This window comes from Brevundimonas sp., assembly GCF_031412435.1.
Lineage (GTDB): Bacteria > Pseudomonadota > Alphaproteobacteria > Caulobacterales > Caulobacteraceae > Brevundimonas.
Genome location: NZ_JANODA010000057.1, coordinates 1 through 12,035, shown reverse-complemented (window position 1 = coordinate 12,035; position 12,035 = coordinate 1). Strand labels below are relative to the sequence as shown.

General features: G+C 68.1%; 12 protein-coding genes. All 12 read left to right on the top strand.

All coding sequences use genetic code 11. From position 1 onward, the window contains the following. Positions 1–104: 104 nt before the first annotated feature. The 12 genes from pal to thiD all read left to right on the top strand — a co-directional run bounded on the left by pal (position 105) and on the right by thiD (position 11,989). Positions 105–662, top strand: coding sequence for a peptidoglycan-associated lipoprotein Pal (gene pal / locus RMO01_RS11290; protein WP_309629153.1), 558 nt, complete (start codon positions 105–107; stop codon positions 660–662). A gap of 191 nt (positions 663–853) precedes the next feature. Continuing rightward, a complete protein-coding gene (locus RMO01_RS11285) occupies positions 854–1,963 on the top strand; it encodes a DUF3667 domain-containing protein (protein WP_309629152.1) in 1,110 nt (369 codons plus the stop codon). A gap of 40 nt (positions 1,964–2,003) precedes the next feature. After that, positions 2,004–2,861 (top strand): tetratricopeptide repeat protein, encoded by an 858-nt coding sequence (locus RMO01_RS11280; protein WP_309629151.1) that lies wholly within the window; start codon positions 2,004–2,006, stop codon positions 2,859–2,861. Next, positions 2,852–4,201 carry a tRNA lysidine(34) synthetase gene (locus RMO01_RS11275; RefSeq protein ID WP_309629183.1) on the top strand — a complete coding sequence of 450 codons (1,350 nt, stop codon included), beginning with the start codon at positions 2,852–2,854 and terminating at the stop codon, positions 4,199–4,201. The genes RMO01_RS11280 and RMO01_RS11275 overlap by 10 nt, the downstream gene beginning before the upstream one ends. Before the next feature lie 56 nt (positions 4,202–4,257). Beyond that, positions 4,258–6,204, top strand: coding sequence for an ATP-dependent zinc metalloprotease FtsH (gene ftsH, locus RMO01_RS11270; protein WP_309629150.1), 1,947 nt, complete (start codon positions 4,258–4,260; stop codon positions 6,202–6,204). Positions 6,205–6,316: 112 nt separating this feature from the next. Beyond that, on the top strand, positions 6,317–7,360 hold the full coding sequence (locus RMO01_RS11265) for an alpha/beta hydrolase (protein ID WP_309629149.1): 1,044 nt from the start codon (positions 6,317–6,319) through the stop codon (positions 7,358–7,360). 14 nt (positions 7,361–7,374) lie between these two features. Further along, on the top strand, positions 7,375–8,592 hold the full coding sequence (locus tag RMO01_RS11260; RefSeq protein ID WP_309629148.1) for an acyltransferase family protein: 1,218 nt from the start codon (positions 7,375–7,377) through the stop codon (positions 8,590–8,592). Positions 8,593–8,667: 75 nt separating this feature from the next. Then, positions 8,668–9,324, top strand: a complete 657-nt coding sequence (locus RMO01_RS11255) for a hypothetical protein (protein ID WP_309629147.1) — start codon at positions 8,668–8,670, stop codon at positions 9,322–9,324. A gap of 3 nt (positions 9,325–9,327) precedes the next feature. Then, positions 9,328–9,630: a transcriptional regulator gene (locus RMO01_RS11250; RefSeq protein WP_309629146.1), complete on the top strand. Its 303-nt coding sequence runs from the start codon at positions 9,328–9,330 to the stop codon at positions 9,628–9,630. Beyond that, positions 9,630–10,226, top strand: coding sequence for a YdeI/OmpD-associated family protein (locus tag RMO01_RS11245; RefSeq protein ID WP_309629145.1), 597 nt, complete (start codon positions 9,630–9,632; stop codon positions 10,224–10,226). Before RMO01_RS11250 ends, RMO01_RS11245 begins: the two co-directional genes overlap by 1 nt. After that, positions 10,223–11,095, top strand: coding sequence for a dihydropteroate synthase (gene folP, locus RMO01_RS11240; RefSeq protein WP_309629144.1), 873 nt, complete (start codon positions 10,223–10,225; stop codon positions 11,093–11,095). The genes RMO01_RS11245 and folP overlap by 4 nt, the downstream gene beginning before the upstream one ends. A gap of 78 nt (positions 11,096–11,173) precedes the next feature. Beyond that, positions 11,174–11,989, top strand: a complete 816-nt coding sequence (thiD, locus tag RMO01_RS11235) for a bifunctional hydroxymethylpyrimidine kinase/phosphomethylpyrimidine kinase (protein WP_309629143.1) — start codon at positions 11,174–11,176, stop codon at positions 11,987–11,989. Positions 11,990–12,035: the final 46 nt, after the last annotated feature.

Genomic DNA, 12,035 nt, shown 5'->3' with positions numbered 1-12,035 from the left:
GAACAACAGTGCGTTATCGCCGGAGACGGCACAGACAAAAGCCACGGTTCGCGACCTATGCTCAAGCTTCGCAGGACCGCCAGGATCAAGGAGACGACCCGATGATGACCGTATCCACACTGAACAAGCTGGCCGTGGTCGGTCTTGTCGCCCTGTCCATGGCCGCCTGCGCCCCGCGCCGTCCGGTGACGGGCGTGGCCGACGGATCGACGGGCGGTCCGGTGATCGACAACCCCGTCTATCCGGGACCGGGCAATGGCGGCATCGAGGGCGGCAACATGGGCGCCGGCGCCCCGGGTTCAGAGCAGGACTTCGTCGTCAATGTCGGCGACCGCATCTATTTCGACCTCGATTCCTATTCGGTCAGCCCCGAGGCCTATCCGCGCCTGGACGCCCAGGCGGCCTGGCTGGCGCGCTATCCGGGCGTGACCGTCCGCATCGAGGGCAATGCCGACGAACGCGGCACCCGTGAGTACAACCTCGCCCTCGGCGCCCGCCGCGCCGAATCGATCCGCAACTATCTGATCGAACGCGGTGTCTCGGCCGGCCGCATCGACACGATCAGCTTCGGCAAGGAACGCCCGATCGCCGTGGGTTCGAACGAAGACTCGTGGGCCCGCAACCGCAACGGCCACACGGCGATCGCCTCGGGCGCGCAGTAGATATCAGGGCGCTGCCGCTCGCCCGCGCCCCCCGGTCCGGTCTTCGATCGGCCGGAGGACAGGCTCTGACTCGCTGCTCGAGCGCGGTCGGTATGTGATTTTGGGAGGGCGTTCGCTGTAGCGGACGCCCTTTCCTTTTGACCGGCTCCGCGCTGCACTGCACATAGAGTGCAGCGTGCGTGGAGGGGGCTATGGTGGATATCGATGCGGCGGGCGGTCTGGCGACCGGCGGCCTGATCGCGGGGGCGGTCGAGAAGCCGACCGGCAAGGCCGGCGACGACCATGCCGACACCTGCACCGATTGCGGCGAGCCTACGACCGGAAACTTCTGCGCCAACTGCGGCCAGCCGACCCATGTGCACCGCACCCTTCTGCACCTCGTCGAGGAGCTGCTTCACGGCGTCATGCATTTCGACGCCCGCATCTGGCGAACCCTGCCCCTGCTGCTGCTCAACCCCGGCCGGCTGACGCGCGAGTGGATCCAGGGCAAGCGGACCCGCTACGTCTCCCCTTTGGCCATCTTCCTGTTCACCGTCTTCCTGATGTTCTTCGCCCTGAGCTTCGGGGGGACTTTGGTGCCCGGCGAGACACGCAGCATCGACGAGCAGATCGCTTCGAGCGAGGCCGGCATCGCCGAGCTTCGCGCCCAACTGGTGGAGGTGGAAGCCGATGTCGCGGCGGACGAGCCGGGCGCCGAAGGCGTCCAGACCGGGCTGCAGGCGGGGCTGGCCGGGGCGGAAGGGCAGCTTCGCGCCCTGCAAGAAGCCAAGGCGGGCGGGCCGCGCGCCGACGGCCTGACGCCCGGCAGTTGGCAGGCCAGCATGGCCGACGCGGTGCATGACGGCAACGTCACCGTCGGACTGGGCGACAAGAAGATGCAGGACAAGATCCTGCATAAGCTCGCGAACCCGGACTTCGCCGTCTACAAAATCCAGCAGACCCTCTACAAATTCGCCTTCCTTCTGGTGCCGCTGTCGATTCCGTTCGTCTGGCTGATGTTCGCCTGGAAACGGGGCTTCACCTGGTACGACCACGGGGTCTTCGTGCTGTACTCCCTCACCTTCATGGCCATCCTGTTCATGGCTCTGGGTACGTTGGGACGGATGGACGGCTGGTTCGCCGGGCTGCTGGGTGCGATCGGGATCTGTGCCGTGCCCGCGCACATGTTCGCCCAGCTGAAGGGGACCTACGGTCTGTCGATCTGGTCGGCGCTCTGGCGGACCTGCGTGCTGCTGTTCTTCTGCCTGCTGGTCTCGACCTTCTTCTTCGTCGCCATCGTCGCGCTGGGGTTGGGCGCCTGACGCCTTGCGGCGGCCTCAAATCGATGAAAGCTGTAGGGTCATGAAAAGCCCATTCTCGTTCCGGAACATCGCCCTCGCCGTGGTGGGCTGCGGCCTCATCGGCGGCGCCGTGATCGCCCAGACCCAGCCCCTGCCTGCGATCCAGTGGGATGTGCGCCGCCTCGACAACCTGGATCGCAACGTCCGCCGCCTGGAGCGCGCCCTGATTCAGCGCAACAATCAGGTCGGCGAACCCCTGCTGGTCGAATCCGATCCGGAGCTGATCGCCCTGCAGGGACGCGTGTCCCAGATGGACCGCCGGCTGCAGGACATGGAGCAGACCGTCCAGCGCGTGAATGCCGACCTGGAACGGCTGACCTTCCAGCTGGACGAGAGCGACCGCGACAACGCCGCCCTGCGCAACCGGCTGAACGATGCGGACAACCGCGTCGAGCGGCTGGAGAACGCTGCGGAAGCCTCCCGACGCGCTGCCGAGGAAGCCGCGGAGGAGGCCGCGCGTGGACCCCGTTCACCGACGGGTGACGCCGTTTCCGATCTTGCCGCCGCGCGCGCCCTGACCGACCCGGCCGCGTCGCGCGCCGCGCTTGAGGCCGTCGCGATCAACTGGCCCGACACGCCGTCGGGCAAGGAAGCCGTCTGGCGGATCGGCGACATCATCCGCGCCACCGGAGATCAGGCCGGCGCGGTGCAGCAGTATGCGACCGCCCTGTCCGGCTGGCCGACCCTGCCCTGGGCCGGGGAGGTGACGCTGAAGCTCGCGCGCGGACTTGAGGCGACGAACCGGGACGCCCAGGCGTGCGCGGCTCTGGGCGAATATGTCCGGCGCTATGAGCGGACCTCGACGCCGGCTCTGCGCGCCATCGCCGCCGACACGCGGACGCGGGCGGCCTGCCGCTGATCCCGCCCGACGCGGCCGGGCTGGAGGGCCGGGTCGCGGCGCGGCTGGAGGCGCGGCTTCAGACCGACGTCGAACATCCCGTCGCCCTGGCCCTGTCCGGCGGCGGGGACTCCATGGCCTTGCTGGGGGTCGCGGCCGCGTGGGCGAAGCGCGCCGGGCGGCGGCTGCTGGCGATCACGGTCGATCACGGATTGAACCCGGAGAGCGCGGACTGGAGCCGTCGCTGCGAAGCCGCCGCACGGGCGGTCGGGGCGGACTGGGTCGAGCGTCGCTGGGTAGGGGGGAAGCCTGTGACCGGTTTGCCGGCTGCGGCGCGTCGGGCGCGGCATGGGCTGATCGCCGATGCGGCGCGGGAAGCGGGCGCGACGGTCGTCCTGTTCGCCCACACCGCCGACGACATCGCCGAGAGCGACTGGATGCGGGAACGGGGTTCGACGCTCGGGCGGCTGAGGGAATGGTCGCCGAGCCCGGCCTGGCCCGAGGGGCGGGGACTGATGCTGCTCCGGCCGTTGCTGGATGAGGGGCGGGAGGGGCTGCGAGGCTGGCTGCGTGAGCGGGGGCGGGACTGGATCGAGGATCCGGGGAATGCCGGGTTTGGAAGGGGTTCGGCGCGCAGAGCGCTGTCCCTTCTCCCGGTAGGAGAAGGTGGCTCGCGAAGCGAGACGGATGAGGGTCGGGCCTCACCGGGAACGCACGACCCTCCCCCTTTCGCGCAAGAACGCCGGCGAGCTGTCGGGCGCTCAATCCCTCTCCCTCTGGGAGAGGGATTCGAGATGGATAGGTCGATCCACTCAGCCGAACTGGCAGTGATGTTGCTGTGCGTCTCCGGAAGCGAGACGCCTCCGCGTGGGGATCGCCTGCAGACGCTCACAGGGCGCCTGAGCGCAGGCGAGGACTTCACGGCCACTCTCACGGGGGCACGGGTCGAAGCGCGGGGCGCAACGGTCCTGATCGGCCGCGAGGCGGGAGAGATGCGCCGCCACCCTGTCGCCGACATCGCGCTCCAGCCCGGCATGCCCGATATCTGGGACGGCCGCTACGAGATCACCGCGCGCGAGCCGGGCTGGACCGTCACCGCCGCGCGCGGTCGTCTGAACGCCCTGTCGAAGGCGGATCGCGCCATCGTGAACACGGTTCCAGCCTGGGCGCGCGCCGCCCTGCCGGTCCTGATCCGGGACGGCGGGGATGCGCCGGTTCTTGCATGGCGGGCGGCGGAGGTTCGCGCCCTGGCGCCGCATCGTCTCAGCCTGGCGCTTGCCGGGGGGTTGGGCGAAACGACGCAGGAAAGCGACCTCGCCGGAACCATGCATGGCGAAACGCCTCCGCCTGACCTATTTTGACGACAACGACATAACATCTGCCGGTCCACGGGGTCGGCGACGAGGATTTCAGACCGATGAACCTGCGTAACCTGGCGATCTGGGGCGTGATCATACTGGGCCTTCTGGCCGTCTATGCCGCCATCAGCCAGAACGGCGGCGGCGCCACGCTGCCCGGACAAGCCGCCGGCGCCCAGGCCCGGCCGGTGACGATCACCTATTCCGAGCTGAACGACCAGGTCGCGGCCGGCGAGGTCAAGTCGGTGGTCATTTCCGGCGATCAGGTCACGGGCGTCTACAAGAACGACAACCGGTTCACCGCCGTCGTGCCGATCTCGGACAACCAGCTCGCCGCCCGTCTGGACGCCGCGGGCGTCGACGTTGGCGCCAAGACCATCCGCCAGTCGATCTGGATGAACGCCCTGCTGGGCCTGTTGCCGATCCTGCTACTGGTCGGGGTCTGGATCTTCTTCATGCGCCAGATGCAGGGCGGCGCGCGCGGCGCCATGGGCTTTGGAAAGTCCAAGGCCAAGCTGTTGACCGAGCACAAGGGTCGCAAGACCTTCGACGACGTCGCCGGCGTGGACGAGGCCAAGGAGGAACTTCAGGAGGTCGTGGACTTCCTCAAGGACCCGGCCAAGTTCCAGCGTCTGGGCGGCAAGATCCCCAAGGGCGCCCTTCTGGTGGGCCCTCCGGGCACCGGCAAGACCCTGCTGGCGCGCGCCGTCGCGGGTGAGGCGGGCGTGCCCTTCTTCTCCATCTCCGGTTCCGATTTCGTCGAGATGTTCGTCGGCGTCGGCGCCAGCCGCGTGCGCGACATGTTCGAACAGGCCAAGAAGAACGCCCCCTGCATCATCTTCATCGACGAAATCGACGCCGTCGGTCGTCACCGGGGCGCGGGTCTCGGCGGCGGCAATGACGAGCGCGAACAGACATTGAACCAGCTGCTGGTCGAGATGGACGGGTTCGAGGCCAATGAGGGCATCATCCTGATCGCGGCGACCAACCGTCCCGACGTGCTGGATCCGGCCCTGCTGCGTCCCGGCCGCTTCGACCGTCAGGTCGTGGTGCCGAACCCGGACGTGGCCGGTCGCGAGCGGATCCTTCGCGTCCACATGAAGGACGTGCCCCTGGCCGCCGACGTGAACACCAAGACCATCGCGCGGGGGACGCCGGGCTTCTCCGGCGCCGACCTGGCGAATCTGGTCAACGAGGCGGCCCTGATGGCGGCCCGCAAGGACCGTCGCATGGTCACCCAGCGCGACTTCGAGGACGCCAAGGACAAGGTCATGATGGGCGCCGAGCGCAAATCCATGGCCATGAACGAGGAAGAGCGTCGCCTGACCGCCTATCACGAGGGCGGCCACGCGATCGTGGCGATGAACGTCAAGATGGCCGACCCCGTGCACAAGGCGACCATCGTCCCGCGTGGACAGGCTCTCGGCATGGTGATGCAGCTGCCGGAAGGCGACCGCTATTCGATGAAGTACCAGCAGATGATCGACCGGATCGCGATCATGGCCGGCGGCCGCGTGGCCGAGGAGATCATCTTCGGCAAGCAAAATATCACTTCTGGCGCGTCCTCGGACATCCAGCAGGCGACCAAGCTGGCCCGCCGCATGGTGACCCAGTGGGGCTTCTCCGACGTGCTGGGCACGGTGGCCTATGGCGAGAACGAGCAGGAGGTCTTCCTGGGCCACTCGGTCGCGCGCAGCCAGAACATCTCGGAGGAGACCGCCCGCACCATCGATGCCGAGGTCCGCAAACTGGTCACCTCGGGCTGGGACGAGGCGCGCCAGATCCTGACCGACAAGGCTGCGGATCTGGAAAAACTGGCCCAGGCCCTGCTCGAATACGAGACCCTGTCGGGCGAGGAGATCAAGGACCTGCTGGAGAAGGGCGCCGCGCCGAACCGCGACGAGAACAACTTCCCCAACGCCGGTCCGTCGGTCTCGGTGCCGGTCACCCCGGTTTCGGACGGCGTCAGCGTGGTCGCCTCGGACAGCCAGTCCACCCTCCACTAGGACTTGGGAACCCCGCCATCGAGCGATCGAGGCGGGGTTCTTTATAGCGAACAGGTTTGTATTGCAGACTAGTCTATGCAATATGGCGCTCCATCGAACGGGAGCCCTTTTCATGTCGTCATTCCAAACCCGGCCACCGGAGCCCACGCACGGCTTCGACACCCTGCGCAGGACCGCATTGAAGGCCGGAGCTCTGGCGGTGAGCTTGCTGGCATCCGGCCTGGCCGGGCAGGCGACCGCCCAGAGCGCTGCGAATCAAAACCCGGCTGCCCAGAGCGCAGCCGGACCCGGCGGCTATGTCCGCCCCGCTGCGCCCGGCCGGCTTGTTGAGGTAGCCGCAGACCGCCGGCTGCACATCTTCTGCAAGGGCGAGACCGTCGGCCCTGCGGTGATTTTTGAGGCGGGGCTGTCACAGTTTACCGCCAACTCGGGTCTGGCTGCCGCCCAGGATGCGATCGCCGGCTTCGCGCGGGTCTGCACCTATGACCGCGCGGGGATGGGCTGGAGCGACCCCGCCCCGGAAGGCTGGACCTATCCGGACCGAGTGCGGGATCTGCACGCCCTGCTCCGGGCCGCGGGACTCGACGGCCCCTATGTGCTGGTCGGCCATTCCCTCGGCGGGCTTCTGATCCGCGCCTATGCCCAGGCCTATCCCGAACAGGTGGTGGGTCTGGTGCTGGTGGACGCCACCTCGGAACGAAATCTCCCCGAGTTCGAAGCCGCCCGGGACTCGACCGTCTCGCAGATCGACGCAGCACTCGCTGTTTCGCAGCCGGGCGTTCCAGTCATCGGCATGCCGGCGGGCACATCTGCAGAAGTGCACATGGCGTTCACGCCGGAGGTCCTGCGAGGGGTGAAGGCGGAGTTCGAAGCCCTTGCTCTGTTTGATGCCGCGACACTCCCGCCGGGTGCGCCGGGCATACTGGGTGAGATGCCGCTGATCGTCATCCGGCGGGGACGGACGATGTCGCCCCCGGGCGAGGCGGACCTGAACCATCAACAGGGTCAGGAGGATCTGGCGGCTCTGTCCTCGAACAGCGTGCTGATCGTCGCGGAGAACAGCGGCCACATGGTTCCGCTGGATGAGCCCCCGGTGGTGGCTGACGCCGTCCGCCGCGTTCTCACGGCTCTGAATTCCCCCGATCGCCGTCTGTGAAGGAGAACGGTTCGATGACTCATTCCGAAACCCGTGCACCCGACCGGCTTCACGGACTGGACGCTTTGAGGGCGGGAGCCCTGCTGCTGGGCGTCGTGCTGCACGCCAGCCTCGCCTTCTTTCCGGAGCGGATCTGGATCGTCGCCGACGACAGTACGTCCATCGGCGCGGCCTGGCTGTTCTTCGCCATTCACCTGTTCCGGATGACGGCCTTCTTCCTGATCGCCGGCCTGTTCGCCCACATGATGCTGGCGCGTCGAGGGTGGCTGGGCTTTGCGAAGGACCGGGCCATGCGGATCACGGGACCGCTGACGGCCTTCTGGTTTCCGGTGATGGTCGGCATCGTCGGGGCCCTGATCTGGACGTCCTATATGAACGGCCTGGTCGTGCCAGGCGCGCCGTCGCCGCCGCCGCCGACCTATGACTGGACCAATTTCCCGCTGACCCACCTGTGGTTCCTCTATGTACTGACCCTCTTCTATGCGGCGGTCCTGATCCTGCGCGCGCCGTTCGCGATGCTCGACAAGGACGGCGGCTCGGGCCGGATCGTGGACAGGGTCACCGGCGCCCTGATCGGGCCGTGGACGCCGGCCGTTCTGGCCGTCCCGCTGGGGCTGGCCTTCTGGCTGGATCCGAAATGGATCGCCTTCTTCGCCGTGCCGACGCCGGATGCCGGAGTGGTTCCCCATACAGCGGCGCTGGTCGGCTTCGGTCTGGCGTTCGGCGTCGGTTTCCTGATCGACCGCCGCCGCGATCTGCTGGACCGGATCGCCGCATGGTCACCGCTGGTGCTGGCGATGGCCGTCGTCACGGGCGTGGCGGCCTACTATCTGGCGGGTGGCCCGAAGATCGAACCCATGACCGAGCCGACGGCGGACAAGGCCGTGGCGGCCTGGACCGTGGCGCTGGCGGTGTGGTCCTCGGCGTTCGCGGCCATGGGGCTGTGCCTGCGCTTCCTGTCGGGATACAGCGCGATCCGGCGCTACCTCGCCGACGCCTCCTACTGGGTCTACATCCTGCATCTGCCGCTGGTCATGCTGGCCCAGGTCTGGGTGCAGGACTGGGCCGGGCCGTGGTGGCTGAAACTGGGCGGGGTGTCGCTGGGCGTCTTCGCCGTCTGTCTGATCACCTATGAGCTGCTGATCCGGCACACCTTCATGGGCCAATGGCTGAACGGCCGGCGCGTGCCTTGGCGCAAGACGCCCGAGACGGCGGCCGTCCCAGCCGAATAGCTTGCCCCGGAAGCTTGCCAAGACCGATCGGCTCGTCCACCCCGGACGGGCCGGTCGCAGATGAGAATCGCCCCCATGCCGTCCAAGCCCGCCAGCTCCACGAAGCCGTCTGCTGAAGCCGACCTCGCCTTCCTGCGCTCGATCGTCGAGGGTGGGGGCAAGCCGTCGATCACCATGGCGATCTGCTATCTGGCGGGCGGGCTGCTCTATGGTCTCCAGTGCCTGTTCCACATTGGCCAGATGGTCGGCGTCATCCGCTGGCCGGACCTGGTCAATCTGGCCTTCGTCATCGGGATCACCGTAACCGTACTCGGCGTCATCGTCTGGGCGTCGATCCGCGACAAGCGCGAGGCCGGGCCCGGCGGCGGCAATCGCGGACCGCTGGCGACGCGAACGCTGAACGCAGGCTTCTCCGGCGCCGGCATGGTCAATCTGGCCATGGTCATCATTTTTGGTGTCGGCGCGGCGCGGGACAACGACTTCGCCCTTTGGCTCTACTATCCCGCCGTGGTGTTCGGCCTTCAGGCAGCCGTATGGTCCGTGGCCTGGGTGCTGAAGAAGAAGGTCTGGATGCTGGCGACGGCGGCAGGCGGCTGGCTGACGACGGTGGCCCTGGGTCTGCTGGTGCGCCAGCCGGACCTCTACCTGTATGTCTGCACCGCCGCCCTGTTCCTGCTGTTCGCCCTGCCGGGCTGGATCATGCTGCGCGAAGCCCAGAGCAAGGCTGCCTGACCCATGGCGCTGGGCGATCTCGGCAGGATCGACGAGGTCATCCACGGCCGCATGCGGCTGGGGATCATGGTCTATCTGGCCGACGTCGAGACGGCCGATTTCACCGAGCTCAAGACCGTGCTGGAGGCGACACAAGGGAACCTGTCGGTCCATCTCAAGAAGCTGGAGGAGGCGGGCCATGTCGCCATCCACAAGAGCTTCCAGAACAACAAGCCGCTGACCCGCGTGACCCTCACCCCCTCTGGCCGAAAGGCGTTCGCAGCCTATCTTGAGGCCCTGGGCGGACTGATCGGAAAGAGGAACTGATGGCGCCGATGGTCGTCGATCCGAAGCGGGTGCGCGAGTTCGGGCACGCCGACGCCTTTCACGACTGGCTGGAGTCTCACCACGCCGGCGAGCCCGAGGTCTGGATCCGGGTGTTCAAGGTCGGGTCCGGCACGCCCAGTGTCGCCTGGAAGGACGCGATCCCGGTCGCCCTGGCCTGGGGCTGGATCGACGGGGTGCGGAAGAGCCTCGATGACGTCAGCTTCCTGCAACGGTTCACCCCGCGGGGGCCGAAGAGCAGCTGGAGCGAGATCAACGTCGCCCACGCCGAGCGGATGATCGCCGACGGGACGATGCAGCCGTCGGGCCTGAAGCATGTCGAGGCGGCGAAGGCGGACGGGCGGTGGGAGAAGACCTATCGTGTCAGCGGCGCCGAGATCCCCGAGGATCTGCAGGCGGCGATCGATGCGGAGCCCGAGGCGAAGGCGCTGCTCGCGGAATTGACGTCGCAGAACCGGTTCGCGTTGATCCATCGCACCAACGCGCTGAGGACCGAGGCCGGGCGCAGGAAGAAGATCGCCGACCTCGTCGCCATGCTGAAACGCGGCGAGACCTTCTACCCGCAGACGCGCGCATGACGGCCGTCGCGCGCCCCCGCGTCATGGGCATCCTCAACGTCACGCCGGACAGTTTCTCGGACGGCGGACTGCACGACTCGATCGAGGCCGGGCTGGCGCAGGCGATGAAACTGATCGGGGACGGCGCGGACATTCTCGACATCGGCGGGGAATCGACGCGGCCGGGGGCGGAGCCGGTCCCGGTCCACGAAGAGATCGCGCGGACGGCGCCGGTGATCGCGGCGGTGCATGCGCGCTGGAACGGGCCGATCAGCATCGACACCATGAAGCCCGAGGCAGCCCGTGCGGCCGTGGCGGCGGGGGCGACGATCTGGAACGACGTCACGGCCCTGACCTGGGCGCCCGATGCGCCGGAGGTGGCGGCCGAACTGGGGTGCGAGGTGGTGTTGATGCATATGCTGGGCGAACCGCGCAGCATGCAGGTGGAGCCGCGCTATCAGGATGTGGTGGTTGAGGTGCGAGACTATCTCGCCCATCGGGCCGAAGCCGCCATCGCGGCGGGGGTGGCGCGGCACAGGATTACGCTGGATCCCGGCATCGGCTTCGGCAAGACCATCGAGCACAATCTGGCGCTGATCGCCGGGCTGGGGACGCTGGCTGAGCTGGGGTTCCCGGTGCTGCTGGGGGCCAGCCGGAAACGGATGATCCGGAACATCGACCCGTCGGCGACCGAGGCGGGGGACCGGCTGGGCGGCTCGATCGCCCTGGCGCTCGAGGGGGCGCGGCGCGGGGCGGTCATCGTCCGCGTCCACGACGTGCGCGAGACGGTGCAGGCGCTTGCGGTTCAGGAGGCGGTTATCTCCGCCGACCAAACCGATCAGAATTCAGCCAACAAGATCGCCAGACCGACCAACCTGACCAACGGCTGAAGTCGGTCATTCTCGCCGGTAGCGGGCAGGGCAGAAGAGACGGCTTGCCGATCGCGGCGCGGCGCCGCATCCAGCGGCATGACATCGACCGAGACCCAAGCGCGTGGGCGCGTCCTGATCATCGCCGGATCGGATTCCGGCGGCGGCGCGGGCATCCAGGCGGACATAAAATCGGTAACCGCGATGGGCGGTTATGCGGCGACGGCGATCACCGCGATCACGGTGCAGAACACGCTCGGCGTTCATGGCGTGCACGCGCTGCCGCTCGACCTGATCGAGGCCCAGGCGCGGGCGGTGCTGGACGATATCGGGGCCGACGCCATCAAGACCGGCATGCTGGGTTCGACCGAGGTCGTGGAGCGGGTCGCGGCCATCCTCGACATTTGCACCGCTCCGGCGGTGATCGATCCAGTCATGGTCGCCAAAGGCGGCCAGAGCTTGCTGGCCGCGGATGCGGTGTCTGCGGTCAAGGCGTTGCTGATCCCGCGCGCCGCCCTGCTGACCCCCAACGCTCCCGAGGCCGAGGCCCTGACCGGCCTCGCCGTCACGGATCTCGACGGTCAGCGCCGCGCCGGCGAGGCCCTGCTGGCGCTGGGCGCGCGGGCGGTGCTGATGAAGGGCGGTCACGTGCCGGGCGACACCGTCGTCGACCTGCTGCTGACGCCGACCGGCGAAACCCTGCTCGAAGGCGAGCGGTTCGACACCCGCAACACCCACGGCACCGGCTGCACCCTGGCCAGCGCCTGCGCGGCGGGGCTCGCCCAGGGCCTGCCGCTGGAAGTCGCCGTCGCGAACGCCTGGGCCTATGTCGCCGAGGCCATCCGCCGGGCGCCGGGTCTGGGCGGCGGACACGGACCGCTGGACCACGGCTGGCCTATCCGGGACCAGACATGAGCGATCTGAACGTCCGGCTCGTCGACATCGTCCGCGCGGACGACGG